Raw genomic sequence first — 16,323 nt, 5'->3', positions numbered from 1 at the left:
TTTTAAGGCTTGTATCACAGACCTCATAGATTTACTAGTGGCTAAAGAGTTGCTGGATTTAACCAATGATGTCATGATCACTCAGGAAAAAATACAGTAGAAAAACGATAGCAGGTGTTCTTGCTATCGTTTTATGCTATATTTGAAAACGAGCTCTTTTATTTAAAATTCCAATCCGTTTTCCCTTTCTTAGCAATAGTTCGCCGAGTGTAGAAGATTGAAAAATGGCTTTCAAGCGCTAGGACCATGATAGTCGTTATGACAATCACAATAGTCGGTTGTTTGTTAAAGAAGAGGCTAGCCATCATACCCAAGATGAAAATCAGTGCTTGAATCAGGTAATACTTGCTGTCAAAGCGTAAATAATCCTTGTTGTGCTTGCTGTTTGCTAGAACTGCCCATTGGAAAAGTCCTAATCCTAGATAGAAAAAGCTGGTCGCAAAGAGATGGTTGACTTCTGGATTGACCAAGAAACTCATGGAAACGGTGACCATAATCAAGCCAATAAAGATAGGATAGTGACTGTAAATAAGGAAGATTCCTTTGGTATTAGCTTCCTCGTCAAGGGCGTGGTCAAACTGTCCAAAATAATAGAGGAAGAGGGTCGCCATAATGAGGAAGAAGAGAACAGAGTTCAGAGAAAAGTTCTCTACTGTAAAGAAGTCAGCAATGCCCATGATCATCTCACCAAAAGTGATGATGACTAGCAGCGAAATGCGCTCAATTAGGTGAGGGAGATTCACTTCAAAGTGGCTGGTTTTTCGGTTGAGGAATAGCGGCATGATAAAGGTGACAAGGATGCCAGTCAGATAGAATTGCAAGCCTATGTTCATCGGAAGAAGGGCAGCCAGATAAACTGCTATCGTACGTAGACCAGTCATGACCAGAAATCCTTTGATAATCTTTTTATCTTCCATCATAGAGGTCGGACTTCGGTATTCCACAAGATACTGGATAAAAAGAGTCAAGGTCAGGGTCCCAACTGTCCAACAAAAGGCATGAAAGTACCCTTGCCAGTCATTGGTCACCATATTTGAAATCAAAAGCAGCATGGCCATGTCAACAAACATGACAATTATATTGAGAAGGGAGTTTTTACCATAACGATTGGTAAAGACCGTCTGAATCATCCAGTTATTAACGAGTACCAAGAGGGTAATTAAAAAAGCTCCAATAGCCTCCCAAGAAAGCACTCCGTGATGGAGGTGGTGGATGAGGGCCGTTGTTTTAGAGATAGCGTAGACGAAGACTAGATCATAAAAAAGCTCGGTAAATTCGACCCGCTTATGTTTGATAAGATTTGTCATGGGTATTCCTTTCCTATTTTTTAACCTTCTCATTTTACCAAAAATCCTCCGGTCTGGGAAGGGCGAGGCAGGCCTTACATGGCAGTTTACTGCCTATAGCTGCTTTGGAAAAGTTTTGAACTCCATACCTTTCATCTATAGTAACGATAGAAAATAAGTATTGGTTATTTTGTTCTGTTTGCCTTATAATCATGATAAGAAGAAGGAGGACAAGGTGATGACTGATTTACTGAGCAGACTGCTGGATAAGGATGAGATTGTGACAGGTGATGCCCTTTTTAAGGAGATTCATGAGGTCAAGGCGCAAAATGAGCCCTTGATAGCAGAGCTCAACACAGGCTATAAGACGGCAGACCAGGTGCGAGAGCGTATGAAGCTGATAACAGGCCAGGAGCTTGACCGTTCTACTAGTATTTCCCTGCCTTTTCAGACCGACTTTGGCCGTCATATCCGCTTGGGCAGGGATGTTTTTATCAATAAGGAGGCCTTCTTTGTTGATTTGGGGGGGATTACTCTGGAAGACAGGGTTCTGATTGGGCCGCGCGTGACCCTGATTACGGTCAATCATATACTGGATCCGGCAAAGCGCTGTGGGCTGGCGGTCAAGCCCATCCTCATCCAAAAAATGCCTGGCTGGGGGCTGGGGTGACAGTACTTCCCGGGGTGACCATCGGTGAAAATGCCGTTGTCGGAGCCAACAGCACTGTAACCAAAGATATGCCAGCCAATACCATCGTTGCTGGGACACCAGCTAGGATTCTCAAATCTTTGTCAGAGATTGACTAGTTCATTTTATTTGTTAGAATAAAAGAATAGACAACCTTTGCGACAAGGAGAAAAAGGATGGAAAAACAAATTCAGTACAAGTGGGCCAGTCTGGGCACTGGCGTGATTGCTAACGAATTGGCTCAGGCCATGGAGGCCTTGGGCGGAAAGCTCTATTCCGTAGCCAACCGGACCTATGACAAGGGTCTGGCCTTTGCGGAAAAATACGGGATTGACAAGGTTTACGAGACGATTGACCAGGCCTTTGAAGACCCAGAAGTAGATATTATCTATATCTCAACGCCCCACAATACCCATATCGGCTACCTGCGCAAGGCTCTGGCAGCTGGCAAGCATGTTCTTTGTGAAAAATCCATCACTCTCAACAGTCAGGAATTGGAGGAGGCTATTCAGCTGGCGGAAGACTATCATGTCAAATTGGCGGAGGCCATGACTATTTTCCATATGCCCATCTATCGCAGACTGAAGGAAATCGTTGACAGCGGCAAGCTGGGCCCTCTCAAGCTTATCCAAATGAACTTTGGTTCTTATAAGGACTATGACATGACTAACCGTTTCTTCAACCGAAATCTAGCTGGAGGAGCGCTCTTGGATATTGGAGTATATGCCCTATCCTTTGTGCGTTGGTTTATGACGTCAAGTCCGGATCAAATGCTGTCGCAGGTGCAGCTGGCACCAAGCGGTGTCGATGAGCAGGCAGGGATTCTCCTGACCAATGCGCAAGGGGAGATGGCGACAGTCACCCTCAGTCTCCACGCCAAGCAGCCCAAGCGAGGCACCCTTGCCTATGACAAGGGCTATATCGAGCTCTATGAGTATCCACGAGGCCAGAAGGCTGTCATCACCTATACAGAGGACGGCAGCCAGGAAGTCATTGAAGCTGGTGAAACGGCCAAGGCCCTGCAATACGAAGTCTTGGACATGGAAGCAGCAGTGGCTGGTCAAAATGACCAGCTCTATCTGGACTACAGCCGGGATGTCATGAGCATCATGACCCAGCTCCGAAAAGACTGGGGTCTGATATATCCCGAAGAGGAAGCCTAGGAAAGTCCCTATCAAGAAAGCAGAAAGTGAGAAGAGTCTAAGGACTGTTCAAGGATACAATCATATCCTGGACCCAGACCAGCGTCGTGGCTTGGAAGTCAAACCCATTCATATCCAGAAAAATGCCTGGCTGGGGGCTTGACGGTCCTGTCGGGTGTGACCATTGGTGAGAATGCTGTCGTAGCAGCAAACAGCACCGTGACCAAGGATGTACCAGCCAATACTATCGTTGCTAGGACATCGGCGAGGGTAATCAAGACACTGTCATAAAATATGTTATAATTGAAAGAAAAAGGAGATACACATGACCTTAACATTTGAAACCTACCCACAAATCGAACGCCAATCTGTCCGCTTTGCCAATCGCTACGGAATCGAACTGGCAGGCGACCTCTACTTGCCAGAAAACTACGCAGATAAGAAAAATCCTGCCCTCGTTGTGACTGGACCATTCGGAGCGGTCAAGGAGCAGTCCGCTGGTCTCTACGCACAGGAACTGGCGACCTATGGCTTTGTTGCTCTTGCTTTTGACCCGTCAAATACAGGTGAAAGTGGTGGCGTGGCTCGTAACGTCGCCTCACCAGAACTCTTCACAGAAGATTACAGCGCAGCAGTTGATTTCCTCGGTAGTTTGACTTACATTGATCGCGAAAAAATCGGAGCGCTGGGTATCTGTGGTTTGTCTGGTATGGCTTTGACAGCAGCATCTATTGATACTCGTATCAAGGCGGTGGCAACTTCTGTTATGTATGATATTTCTCGTTCCGTTTCAGAGGGGGTCGGCGGTATGATGACCCCAGAGCAAAAGGAAAACTTCAAAGACTTCCTTGCTCAGCAACGTTGGAACTTAGTTGACGGTGGAGACCATGTGACTGGTCCGCACGAGCCGATGTTTGATGAGAACAATCAAGTCATTCACACGCACGGACTTCCTGACCAGCTCCCTGAAAATCCTCATCCAGTCCTCGCTGCCTTTTACGACTACTACAAGACACCTCGTGGCTGGCACGAAAACTCTGTTAACTCAACAGGTGCTTGGGAGTCCACTACACCTCTGCCATTTCTCGCTTTCCCTCAGTACACAGCCATTTCAGAGATTGCACCCCGTCCTATTCTTTTCATTACTGGTGAACATGCCCACTCACGCTATTTCCCAGAGCAGGCAGCTGCACAAGCTGGCTACAATGCTGAGTTGGTTGTCGTGCCAAATGCAGACCATGTAGACTTGTATGACAAGAAAGACTTGATTCCATTTGCCGAGCTGGCAGACTTCTATACCAAAGCCTTTGCATAAATATAATGCCTGAGACCAAGCGTGTCTCGGATTTTCTTTTGCTCTAACTATGTCTAAAAAGCATTTTATTTATATTGTATAGGTATTGGTAATATTATAAAACCTCCTGTATAATAAGTCTTGTAAGTCAGCTATGACTTGAAAAAAGAAATGAGGAATAAACATGAAAAAATTAAGCAAAAAAGGTCTTTGGACAGTCATTGGCGGAGTCAGTTTGGCAGCGGCACTTGCTGGTGGGACTTACTATTATGTGTCTCAGCAGGGTCGGTCTGCTGGCGACACCATTAGCAGCTCTGCTATTTCACAAAGCAATCAAGGAGGAAGTCAAGTGAGCGGTCAATATCAGGTGGAAACACGAGAAATTTCTTATGAAAGTAATGGCAACCGTATCTATGGTGTAGCGCGAATTCCCAAAAAGGCTGGGCGAGTTCCCACAGTGCTCTTTGCCCATGGTTTTGGCGGAAATCATGAGCAAGAAAGTACCCTTCAGCAACGTCTGGCAAAGAGCGGTATTGCTGTTTATGCGATTGACTTTGCGGGCGGGACAGGCTACAGCCCAGGACAAAGTGAAGGTGAGATGACAGACATGTCCGTTCTTACAGAACAAAAAGATTTGGAAGGAGCATTGAAAACCATGCACAAACAAAGCTTTGTTGATACCAGCAATATCTTCTTGTTAGGTGCTAGCCAAGGCGGTGTCGTTTCTTCATTGACAGCTGTTGCAAATAGCAGTCATATTCGTGGTTTAGCTTTGCTCTATCCTGCTTTTTCTCTCATTGATGATGCTCATAAGCGCTTTGACAATGAAGATGCAATTCCTGATACTTATAATCTGATGGGATTAACAGTCGGTCGTCGTTATTTTGCAGATGTTTGGAATATGACTATCTTTAATGAAATATCTAAATATAAGGGGCCTGTAAGTATTTTCCATGGGACTGCTGATGATTTGGTACCAATGTCTTACGAAGAACGAGCTAGCCGTACTTTCCCGCATGCGACTCTCACACGTATTGAAGGTGGAGGTCACGGTTTTTCAACAGCTATCCAGAAGAAAATTGCACCACGGATTATTCGCTTTGTCAAAGATAATAGGCATTGATAATTATGTGGAAATTAATATTAAGTAAAGCCTTTCTCTTTTAGTATGTTTAAAAAAGTGATAGTCTTTCTTGATTTTCCTTCTTGAAAATCAAATAATAATCCATCTTGGCAGATGAGTCTGCCAAAGGACGAATAATTTTATGAGGCGGTTTACCCTCAACAGCGTTCATAATATCAGAAGTAAAGTGAAGATGATAGTCAGCATTAGCGATGCTTTTAAAAGCTAAAAAATCCTCCATCAAAAGGTAGTTAGACTTTGGCATTGCCTGTTCACAGATGGTTTTCCAAATGCCAATTTCTTTGTAGAGTAATCAATTTTCGCCATCTAAATCTTTGAAAGTTATTTTTTCTTTTCGAACCAGTGGATGCTCAGAGTTCATGCAGATTTGAAGATTTTCTGGACACAGTGGCTATGGCCATTTTCACGTCTTAGTTTTCAGGTTCAAATCTTTAGCAGTTCCTCTCAACAAACTGTTGGCAGAAATCTGAATCTCATCAAGGTCCGCTCCTGTTATTTCCCTAATCAATTTTTGAGGCAGGGATGATCTTATCTCAGTGGATGATTTTACGCGAACCTTAAAATAGAAAGAGCGAAGAAAATCGCAATTGCTAGTTACTCTCATTTTAGCTTATTAGAATACGAAAAAGTGCTTTTTATATTTGTTACATTGACAAGAAACACAAATCTAATGAATTCTGACAAAAAGCATCCTCCTTTTTATACTTAATATGTTAGAAAAATAAAGAAAAGGGTTTGTAACGTATATGTTATCGCTTTTGTAGCATTATAAAGCTATAATGTTGAACTAATAAAAGGAGGGAATCTTATGGAAACCAAACGACGTTACAAAATGCACAAGGTTAAAAAGCACTGGGTGACAGTAGCTGTTACCTCTAGCTTGATTACTTTGAGCAGTACAATGCTGGGAGTTTCTGCTTCCGCAGAGACGGAATCGCAGACCTCAGATAAAGTTGTAACTCAAAAAAGTGAGGATGATAAGGCGGCATCTGAACCCAGCCAAACAGATGCTCAAAGAAGCGAGCAGCCACAAACAGCTCAAACACAGGCTCAAAGTCAAACAAACACTGCCGATTCAAGTCCTGACGGGATCAAGGAAACCTTGTCACAAAATGTTACGACAGAAGCTAGTTCTGATGACAAAACGGTGACAGACGCAAAAGCAGCGCAAGCTCAAACTTCTGCCGCACAAACAGAGCGGGCAGAAGAAGCTCAGACTTCTGCTTCCAGTCAGGCTTTAACACAGGCTAATAAGGCTGAGCAAACAAAACAAAGACAGACAGCGGCTCAGGGAAATGATACTTCTGTTGATTTAACAACAGTTCCAAATGTCAAACAAATTGATGGCAAGTATTATTATATTGGTTCTGATGGTCAGCCTAAGAAAAATTTTGCTCTAACCGTTAATAACAAAATCCTCTACTTTGATAAAAATACAGGTGCTTTAACGGACACTTCTCAATATCAATTTAATCAAGGATTAACGAAATTAAACAACGATTATACTCCCCACAATCAAATTGTCAATTTTGAAAATAACAGTCTTGAAACGATTGATAACTATGTCACAGCTGATTCGTGGTACCGTCCTAAGGATATTTTAAAAGATGGCAAAACATGGACAGCTTCTTCTGAGTCTGATCTTCGTCCGCTTTTAATGTCTTGGTGGCCAGATAAACAAACGCAAATTGCTTATCTTAACTATATGAATCAGCAAGGACTAGGGACTGGTGAAAATTACACAGCAGACAGCAGCCAAGAAAACCTCAACCTTGCTGCACATACCGTTCAAGTTAAGATTGAAACTAAAATTTCTCAAACAAAGCAGACCCAGTGGTTACGTGATATTATCAATAGTTTTGTTAAAACGCAGCCAAACTGGAATAGTCAAACAGAATCAGATACTTCTGCCGGAGATAAGGATCACTTACAAGGCGGTGCTTTGCTTTACAGCAACAGTGATAAGACAGCCTATGCAAATTCTGATTACCGCCTTTTGAACCGCACACCAACTAATCAAACCGGCAAACCAAAATATTTTGAAGATAATTCTTCTGGTGGTTATGATTTCCTCCTAGCTAATGATATTGATAATTCAAATCCAGCGGTTCAGGCCGAACAATTAAACTGGCTTCATTATCTGATGAATTATGGTTCTATTGTCGCTAATGATCCCGAGGCTAATTTTGACGGCGTTCGTGTTGATGCCGTTGATAATGTTAATGCCGACTTACTGCAAATTGCTTCTGACTATTTGAAAGCCCACTATGGTGTTGATAAGAGCGAGAAAAATGCCATTGATCATCTCTCCATTTTAGAAGCTTGGTCAGATAATGATCCTCAATACAATAAAGATACGAAAGGTGCACAGTTACCGATTGATAATAAACTGCGCCTATCGCTTTTATATGCTTTGACGCGTCCTCTTGAAAAAGATGCAAGCAATAAAAGTGAGATCCGCAGCGGACTTGAACCTGTTATCACAAATAGCTTGAATAACCGTTCAGCTGAAGGTAAAAATAGTGAACGTATGGCTAACTACATTTTTATCCGCGCTCACGACAGTGAAGTTCAAACGGTTATTGCTAAAATCATTAAAGCTCAGATTAATCCCAAAACAGATGGTTTGACCTTTACTTTGGATGAATTGAAGCAAGCCTTTAAGATCTATAACGAAGACATGCGTCAGGCTAAGAAAAAGTACACACAATCCAATATTCCGACAGCCTATGCTTTGATGCTGTCCAATAAAGATTCAATTACGCGTCTTTATTATGGTGATATGTACAGTGATGACGGCCAATATATGGCGACTAAATCTCCTTATTATGATGCTATTGATACTTTATTAAAAGCACGTATTAAATACGCTGCTGGTGGTCAAGACATGAAGATCACCTATGTTGAAGGTGATAAGAGTCAGATGGATTGGGATTATACAGGCGTTTTGACTTCTGTTCGTTACGGTACAGGAGCTAATGAAGCTGCAGATAAAGGCAATGAAGCAACCAAAACACAAGGTATGGCTGTCATTACCAGTAATAACCCTAGTCTTAAATTGAATCAAAATGATAAAGTGATTGTCAATATGGGGGCTGCGCATAAAAATCAAGAGTACCGTCCGCTCCTCTTGACAACTAAAGATGGTTTGACAAGCTACACTTCTGATGCCGCTGCTAAATCCCTTTATCGCAAAACCAATGACAAAGGAGAATTAATCTTTGATTCCAGTGACATTCAAGGTTACTTGAATCCGCAAGTATCAGGTTATTTAGCCGTTTGGGTTCCAGTAGGAGCTAGTGACAATCAAGACGTTCGTGTAGCAGCAAGCAATAAGGCAAATGCTACTGGTCAAGTCTACGAATCATCAAGTGCTCTTGATTCTCAATTGATTTACGAAGGTTTTTCAAACTTCCAAGACTTTGTGACCAATGACTCGGAATATACCAATAAGAAGATTGCTCAAAATATTGACCTCTTCAAATCTTGGGGTGTCACTTCCTTTGAAATGGCACCGCAATATGTCTCTTCTGAAGATGGTTCTTTCCTAGATTCTATTATTCAGAATGGTTATGCTTTTGAGGATCGTTATGATCTGGCCATGAGTAAGAATAATAAATACGGTTCCCAACAAGACATGATTAATGCTGTCAAGGCCCTGCATAAAGGCGGTATTCAAGTCATTGCGGATTGGGTGCCAGATCAAATCTATAATCTTCCGGGCAAAGAAGTTGTGACGGCTACACGTGTCAACGATTATGGTGAATATCGCAAAGATTCTGAAATCAAAAATACACTCTATGCTGCCAACACTAAGAGTAATGGTAAGGATTATCAAGCGAAATATGGTGGTGCTTTCCTTAGTGAACTCGCTGCTAAGTACCCAAGTATCTTTAACCGCACGCAAATTTCAAATGGTAAGAAGATTGATCCAAGCGAAAAAATCACAGCATGGAAAGCAAAATACTTCAATGGGACAAACATTCTAGGCCGTGGTGCTGGTTATGTTCTTAAAGATAATGCCAGTGACAAATACTTTGAACTGAAAGGGAATCAAACCTATCTACCAAAACAGATGACCAACAAAGAAGCTTCGACTGGTTTTGTTAATGATGGCAATGGGATGACTTTCTATTCAACTAGTGGTTATCAAGCCAAGAACAGCTTTATTCAAGATGCCAAAGGAAACTGGTATTACTTTGATAATAATGGTCATATGGTTTATGGCTTGCAGCATCTAAATGGCGAAGTGCAATACTTTTTATCAAATGGTGTTCAATTACGTGAGTCTTTCTTGGAAAATGCTGATGGCAGCAAGAACTATTTTGGCCATCTAGGAAATAGATACAGTAATGGATATTATTCATTTGATAATGATAGTAAGTGGCGCTATTTTGATGCCAATGGAGTCATGGCTGTAGGTTTGAAAACCATTAACGGCAATACACAGTACTTTGATCAAGATGGTTATCAAGTCAAAGGTGCTTGGATAACAGACAGCGATGGCAAAAAGCGTTATTTTGATGATGGTTCTGGGAATATGGCTGTTAATCGTTTTGCAAATGATCAAAATGGTGATTGGTACTATCTCAATTCAGATGGTATTGCCTTGGTTGGCGTCCAAACTATTGATGGTAAGACTTATTACTTTGGTCAAGATGGCAAGCAAATCAAAGGTAAAATTATTACAGATAATGGTAAGCTGAAATATTTCCTTGCCAATTCAGGAGAATTAGCACGCAATATCTTTGCAACAGACAGCCAAAACAATTGGTATTATTTTGGTTCAGACGGTGTTGCGGTTACAGGAAGTCAGACAATTGCTGGTAAAAAGCTCTATTTTGCAAGCGATGGAAAACAAGTCAAAGGCAGCTTTGTCACCTATGACGGAAAAGTTCATTATTATCATGCTGACTCAGGAGAATTACAAGTTAATCGCTTTGAAGCAGATAAGGATGGTAATTGGTACTATCTTGATTCAAATGGTGAAGCTCTGACAGGCAGTCAACGCATTAACGGTCAGCGTATCTTCTTTACACGAGAAGGAAAACAAGTTAAAGGTGATGTGGCTTATGATGAACGAGGGCTTCTTCGTTATTATGATAAGAATAGCGGTAACATGGTTTACAACAAAGTCGTCACTTTAGCCAATGGAAGACGTATTGGCATTGACCGGTGGGGTATCGCTAGATATTACTGACAGTATTTTAAACGTGATCAGCAAGTCTGATCGCGTTTTTTATATAGGATGCGACGGTAGCCAGTCAAATTGAAGAAACCGTTGATTTGGATGAGTCCTTCAGTTTTTTGGCAAAATAAAAGCCCTTAAAATCACTAAGATAGCAGTGATTCTAAGAGCTGAGTGAAACTTTGTTTAGCTTTTGCAAATGCCTATGTTTTTACGAATAAAGCTTATTATCAAGGTAAACGCAAAAAACAAGGAAGCTGGAAATACCTGTCGCCATCAAAAGAAGAGCCACAAAGCGACCGATAATAGCTGAAGAAAGGAGAGGCTGTCCTAATAGAATAAGTCCCAATAAAAGCGCAAAACCACCTGTCCAAAAGAACCGATTGCTTTGCGGAAAGCCCATCTGACGCAAACGGTAGCCGGAAATAAGTCTTAGAATACCGATTAAGATAACCCAATAGGCGGCAATAGCAACAACCGCTGTTGTCAATGAAAAGATGGAAGATGTTAGAAGAATGAACCCGAAAATAATAGAAACAACACTTTGCAAAAGATTCCAGACAGTTCTTTCTTCACGCGATTTAGACATATAATCAATAAACCCTGTAATACCAACTAAAAAAATGATTAATGCTAGCAGCCAACCAATTGAAGCAGTGACAACAAGCGGATTAGCAAAAATCCAAATCCCGATTAAAAATGTTAAGACTCCTGAGATAAGTGTAAACCATTTCATATATGAACTCCTTAAACTGTTTTCTTAATTGTATAAAATGATGGAGAACTTGTCAAAAAACAAATTTCTAGAAATGCCATTTTAAGCTTGAAAAAGATTATATCTTAAATTGAGCCAACCTTTTCTTTTGAGTCTTTCTTTTAAACTCAAACAGTTCCCTAAACTGTTTGAGCTTGCCGGTAGGTGAAATTATTCAGTGGATAATTTCAGAAAAACCATAGAATTCCATGCCTAACCCAAGATACAAAGGGCGTTAAACGGACAAGAACAAAATAGAGAAATAGGACGCGAAATCATTAGGAGTCTAGGAAAACACTCCAATAAGAGAAATTAGAAACAAACAGTTGCAGAGCTAAAAAAGATTACGTTGAAAATTAAGTTTGCTACATTTTAATCTAATGAATGTTATTTTTATAACATGAAACAATAAATTTTTCAAAAATAAGAAAAATGCTTGACAAGAATATTCAGAAAATTTATAATATTCTACGTAATCAAAATTACGAAACTAACTTTCGGAGGAATATATTATGACAATAGGTAAAGAGTATGTTGCTAGTGTTTTTGAAAAAGTTAAAGCACAAAATGCTCATGAACCAGAATTCTTACAAGCTGTAGAGGAAGTGTTTGAATCACTTGTCCCAGTGTTTGATAACTATCCAAAATATATTGAAGAAAATCTGCTGGAACGTTTAGTTGAACCAGAACGAATCGTCTCATTCCGTGTACCTTGGGTAGACGATAAAGGTCAAGTCCAAGTTAACCGCGGTTTCCGTGTGCAGTTCTCATCAGCAATTGGTCCTTATAAAGGTGGTCTTCGTTTCCACCCATCTGTAAACCAATCTATTATCAAATTCCTTGGTTTTGAACAAATCTTTAAAAATTCTCTTACTGGCCAACCAATCGGTGGTGGTAAAGGCGGTTCAAACTTTGATCCTAAAGGAAAGTCAGACAATGAGATCATGCGTTTCTGCCAAAGCTTCATGACTGAACTCAGCAAGCATATCGGTGCAGACACAGACGTGCCTGCTGGGGATATTGGTGTTGGCGGACGTGAAATTGGCTATCTCTACGGTCAATATAAACGCCTCCGCAATGAATACACAGGCGTCCTTACTGGTAAAGGTTTAACTTGGGGCGGTTCTCTTGCTCGTACAGAAGCAACTGGTTACGGTGCAGTTTACTTTGCAGAACAAATGTTGAAAGCGCGCGGTCAAGACTTTGCAGGAAAAACTGCTGTTGTTTCAGGTTCAGGAAATGTAGCTATTTATGCTACTGAAAAACTGCAGACACTTGGAGCTAAGGTTGTAGCTGTTTCCGATTCATCCGGTTATGTTTACGATCCAGATGGTATTGATGTTGCTCTTCTCAAAGAGCTTAAAGAAGTACAGCGTGCGCGTATCGTCAAATATGCTGATGCACGTCCAAATGCAAGCTTCACACCTGCAGGTGGTGATTCAATCTGGACAATCAAAGCAGATCTTGCTTTCCCATGTGCTACTCAAAATGAATTGAATGAAGCAGATGCTAAAACGCTTGTTGCTAATGGGGTTATCGCTGTTTCTGAAGGAGCTAACATGCCTTCAACTCTTGAAGCAATTGATGTCTTTCTTAAGGCTGGTGTTTCATTTGGTCCTGCCAAAGCGGCTAATGCTGGCGGTGTAGCTGTATCGGCTCTTGAAATGGCACAAAATAGCCAACGTACACCATGGACGTTCGAAGAAGTGGACAGTAAACTTTATGATATTATGAAGGGTATCTATGACAATTCTGCAGCAGCAGCCAAAGAATTCGGTCAAGAAGGCAATCTCGTAGTTGGTGCCAACATTGCTGGTTTCCTTAAAGTGGCTGATGCTATGTCAGCACAAGGAATTGTATAAGTATTAGTAACTTAAGAATACAATAATCTTAAGTTACAGCTTTCTTAAATAAGTCCTTCAATAAATATATATAAGGCCTGGAAGTGAGTTTCCAGACCTTATTTTTATTTCGAAAAGCAAGGTATCCGATTGTCCAGCAAAGCAGACCGCTGAACAAAAAGATAGCAATCATTAAAACGATGTCACCGAAAGTTTTTATTGGGAACCAGCCGCTTAATAGAAGTGTGGGTAAAATAGTAATGACCATTAATAAAAAATGAATAAGACTGCGCTTAATGAGAGACAGAGAGTTAAGATCGTAGATATTCCAAGCGCCAGCAATTGCTGTAATGATTATTCCAGTACATAAAACATTTCTGGCATTAAAGCGATCCCTTTCTCCCCAGTATAAGAAAGCCGACAGCAGAAAGGTGATACTTAGGATAACAATCACTCTAAGAAGAGTTGGTTTAAGAAAAGTTTTCAATTCATTTTTCATCATAGTGACCTCCTGTCTTTATTATAATATAAAGGAAAAAGGGGGTCTATAGCTTTATATGCCAAATGCAGACAGTAAGGGCATTTACTGCTAATTATTTTAATCAAAAAGCTTAACGATTATTAATTGTTTCTGGGTAGAGATCATGGTTCATCAGACGATAAGCCGCCATTTCTTCATATTTGGTATTTGGGTGTCCGTAATTATAATAAGGATCGATAGAAATCCCGCCGCGCGGTGTAAATTTACCCCATACTTCTAGATAACGAGGCTGTAATAGATCAACGAGATCTTTGCCAATCGTATTAATGCAATTCTCATGAAAATCACCATGGTTACGGTAACTAAAGAGATAAAGTTTGAGTGATTTGGATTCAACGCATTTTTTATCTGGAATATAAGAGAGGTAGATAGTTGCAAAATCAGGCTGTCCCGTTATAGGACACAGAGAGGTAAATTCTGGACAGTTAAACTTGATGAAGTAATCGTTATCTTGATGGCGATTATCGAAAGCTTCCAAAATATTGGGATCATAATCAAAGTTGTAGTTAGTCTTTTGGTTTCCCAAAAGAGTTAAGTCTTTTATTTCTTCTTGTGACATATTTGTTCCTTTCTAGACACCACGTTTATTATCATAAACAAGTGTATGCAATTGCGGTAAGACGCGAACATTTCCCCAAGAATCATCTTGAGCAATGTGTTCCCATAACTTTTTTAAGCGTTTCAGCTGATTTTGGACAATATCACCACTGGCTTTTGGTTCTGGATTTCCAACAGACAGATAAAGGACATCTGGCTGATAGCGTTCTTGGATCATTTGGGCGAATGCTAAATCGGCCTCGTCAAAGATAGGGATTTTGTAAGTTACTTTTTGTGGATCTAAATTTGATACGATAAAATCAAGAGTTTGTAAGTTTACTTTCATTTTGCTGGACGGCGGTTTAGGGCTTAGAGTTACTTGATCAATGGCTTTCAGCCATTCCTGCCAACGGGAACCTTGGGTCTCAACCGCAAGAGTGACTTGTCTTTTTTTGAGTTTACTAACGAGTTGGGCCATATTAGCAGCCAGAAGGCAAGGATTGCCACCAGAGAGTGTCACATAATCATAAGTACCAAGTTTATCTAATGCTTCAATAATTTGGTCACTGGTCATCATAGTTGGCTTTTCAGAACCGTCCCAAGTAAAAGCAGAGTCACACCAATCGCAGTGATAATCACAGCCGCCTGTACGAACAAACATAGTTTTTTGACCAATAGCTCGGCCCTCTCCTTGGAAGGTCGGCCCAAAAATTTCTAAAATGGGTAACTTTAACAGATGCTGTTTTTTCATGATTTTAAGTCCCATTCTCTTCTAAATTCAGCATAAGCTGAGGGTGTTTCGTAGAGACGGACGCGTTCCATTTGCAAACCGCGCTCATCAGTTAAAGCTTTCTCGATTGTTTTGTAAATCCAATAAACCATGTTTTCAGCAGTTGTATTCATGTAGGGCAGACTTTCATTAAGGTAGCGGTGGTCTAGTTTTGGTTCTAAATATTCTTGGTAAATCCTTTTCAAGTCTCTAAAATCATAAGCCATTCCGCGCTCATCAAGAAAAGCACTAACAGCGATTTGTAAATGATAAGTATGTCCATGTAAGGCTTTGCATTTCCCTTCATAATTGAAGAGATGATGGGCAGCATCAAAGGTGAATTCTTTAGATACAAGAACGCGTTTGGGACAGTAAACGAGTGATTCTCCTGTCTCTTTTTTAATTTCTTTTGGAGCTAAGAACATTAATTTTTCCTTTCTGACTAAGATATTTTTCAAGTCCAGCTTGACGTAAATGGCAGGCTGGGCATTGTCCGCAGCCTGTCCCGCGAATACCATTGTAGCAGGTCAGAGTCTTTTGACGAACGTAATCAAATTTCCCTAATCGGTCTGCCAGTTCCCATGTTTCCGCTTTATCTAGCCACATCAAAGGTGTCTGAATGACAAATTCATAATCCATAGCAAGATTTAAGGTAACATTGAGAGACTTGACAAAAACATCACGACAGTCAGGATAACCTGAAAAATCTGTTTGACAGACTCCGGTGACAATATCTTTTATATTGCGCTGTTTGGCAAGGACTGCAGCAAAGGAAAGAAAGAGATGATTTCTGCCATCAACAAAAGTATTGGGGACTTCACCGTCTTTTGTTTCTATAGCTATGTCAGAAGTTAAGGCATTTTCTGTTATTTGTCCCAGTAAAGACATATCAAGGATATGGTGTTTCACGCCTTGTTCTGCAGCAATTTCCTTGGCAACCTCTAATTCTTGACTGTGACGTTGGCCATAGGAAAAGGTAACCGTTTCGACATATTCATAATGCTTCATTGCCCAAAAAAGGCAGGTAGTTGAATCCTGACCGCCACTAAAGACAACAAGAGCTGATTGACGTTTCATAAAAACTCCTTTGGATTTCATTAAGGATATTTGAACAAAAGAAAAACCCCTATTACAAATAG

At 40.8% G+C, this 16,323-nt stretch carries 12 protein-coding genes and 3 pseudogenes; 7 read left to right on the top strand and 8 right to left on the bottom strand.

Going from position 1 to position 16,323, the window contains the following annotated elements; genetic code table 11:
- Positions 1–158: 158 nt before the first annotated feature.
- On the bottom strand, positions 159–1,307 hold the full coding sequence (locus SRT_RS05850) for a low temperature requirement protein A (protein ID WP_128833386.1): 1,149 nt from the start codon (positions 1,305–1,307) through the stop codon (positions 159–161).
- A gap of 217 nt (positions 1,308–1,524) precedes the next feature.
- On the opposite strand from SRT_RS05850, the pseudogene SRT_RS05845 reads away from it, so the two are divergent.
- The 5 genes and pseudogenes from SRT_RS05845 to SRT_RS05825 all read left to right on the top strand — a co-directional run bounded on the left by SRT_RS05845 (position 1,525) and on the right by SRT_RS05825 (position 5,533).
- A pseudogene (locus tag SRT_RS05845) lies at positions 1,525–2,093 on the top strand (DapH/DapD/GlmU-related protein).
- A gap of 57 nt (positions 2,094–2,150) precedes the next feature.
- Positions 2,151–3,137 carry a Gfo/Idh/MocA family protein gene (locus SRT_RS05840; RefSeq protein ID WP_128833385.1) on the top strand — a complete coding sequence of 329 codons (987 nt, stop codon included), beginning with the start codon at positions 2,151–2,153 and terminating at the stop codon, positions 3,135–3,137.
- 58 nt (positions 3,138–3,195) lie between these two features.
- Positions 3,196–3,407 (top strand): annotated as a pseudogene (locus SRT_RS05835) (DapH/DapD/GlmU-related protein); the annotation flags it as partial.
- A gap of 127 nt (positions 3,408–3,534) precedes the next feature.
- Positions 3,535–4,431 carry an alpha/beta hydrolase gene (locus SRT_RS05830; RefSeq protein WP_230401480.1) on the top strand — a complete coding sequence of 299 codons (897 nt, stop codon included), beginning with the start codon at positions 3,535–3,537 and terminating at the stop codon, positions 4,429–4,431.
- Between the two features lie 163 nt (positions 4,432–4,594).
- Positions 4,595–5,533 (top strand): alpha/beta hydrolase family protein, encoded by a 939-nt coding sequence (locus SRT_RS05825; RefSeq protein WP_128833383.1) that lies wholly within the window; start codon positions 4,595–4,597, stop codon positions 5,531–5,533.
- 49 nt (positions 5,534–5,582) lie between these two features.
- Here the strand turns inward: SRT_RS05825 and SRT_RS05820 are convergent, their stop codons facing one another.
- Positions 5,583–5,798 carry a hypothetical protein gene (locus tag SRT_RS05820; protein WP_128833382.1) on the bottom strand — a complete coding sequence of 72 codons (216 nt, stop codon included), beginning with the start codon at positions 5,796–5,798 and terminating at the stop codon, positions 5,583–5,585.
- A 564-nt stretch (positions 5,799–6,362) separates the two neighbouring features.
- Here SRT_RS05820 and gtfD point away from each other — a divergent pair.
- Positions 6,363–10,754 (top strand): glucosyltransferase-S, encoded by a 4,392-nt coding sequence (gene gtfD / locus SRT_RS05815; RefSeq protein ID WP_128833381.1) that lies wholly within the window; start codon positions 6,363–6,365, stop codon positions 10,752–10,754.
- Between the two features lie 199 nt (positions 10,755–10,953).
- On the opposite strand, the gene SRT_RS05810 is transcribed toward gtfD, so the two are convergent.
- The gene (locus SRT_RS05810) at positions 10,954–11,478 is read right to left on the bottom strand and encodes a DUF308 domain-containing protein (RefSeq protein ID WP_128833380.1); all 525 of its coding nucleotides are present in this window, start codon (positions 11,476–11,478) and stop codon (positions 10,954–10,956) included.
- A gap of 530 nt (positions 11,479–12,008) precedes the next feature.
- Here SRT_RS05810 and gdhA point away from each other — a divergent pair.
- On the top strand, positions 12,009–13,358 hold the full coding sequence (gene gdhA, locus SRT_RS05805) for an NADP-specific glutamate dehydrogenase (RefSeq protein WP_128833379.1): 1,350 nt from the start codon (positions 12,009–12,011) through the stop codon (positions 13,356–13,358).
- Between the two features lie 103 nt (positions 13,359–13,461).
- On the opposite strand, the pseudogene SRT_RS05800 reads toward gdhA, so the two are convergent.
- The 5 genes and pseudogenes from SRT_RS05800 to queC all read right to left on the bottom strand — a co-directional run.
- Positions 13,462–13,839, bottom strand: a pseudogene (locus SRT_RS05800) (DUF3021 family protein); the annotation flags it as partial.
- Positions 13,840–13,948: 109 nt separating this feature from the next.
- A complete protein-coding gene (gene queF, locus SRT_RS05795) occupies positions 13,949–14,437 on the bottom strand; it encodes a preQ(1) synthase (RefSeq protein ID WP_128833378.1) in 489 nt (162 codons plus the stop codon).
- A 12-nt stretch (positions 14,438–14,449) separates the two neighbouring features.
- Positions 14,450–15,166, bottom strand: coding sequence for a 7-carboxy-7-deazaguanine synthase QueE (gene queE / locus SRT_RS05790; RefSeq protein ID WP_161940030.1), 717 nt, complete (start codon positions 15,164–15,166; stop codon positions 14,450–14,452).
- The gene (gene queD / locus SRT_RS05785; protein WP_128833376.1) at positions 15,163–15,609 is read right to left on the bottom strand and encodes a 6-carboxytetrahydropterin synthase QueD; all 447 of its coding nucleotides are present in this window, start codon (positions 15,607–15,609) and stop codon (positions 15,163–15,165) included. The genes queE and queD overlap by 4 nt, the downstream gene beginning before the upstream one ends.
- Entirely contained in the window at positions 15,584–16,261 is a 678-nt protein-coding gene (gene queC / locus SRT_RS05780) for a 7-cyano-7-deazaguanine synthase QueC (RefSeq protein ID WP_128833375.1), read from the bottom strand. Before queC ends, queD begins: the two co-directional genes overlap by 26 nt.
- Positions 16,262–16,323 lie beyond the last annotated feature (62 nt).

It is taken from the genome of Streptococcus troglodytae (assembly GCF_002355215.1).
GTDB classification, from domain to species: Bacteria; Bacillota; Bacilli; order Lactobacillales; family Streptococcaceae; genus Streptococcus; species Streptococcus troglodytae.
The sequence above is the reverse complement of the archived record's forward strand: the minus strand, read 5'-3'. Positions and strand labels throughout refer to the sequence as shown.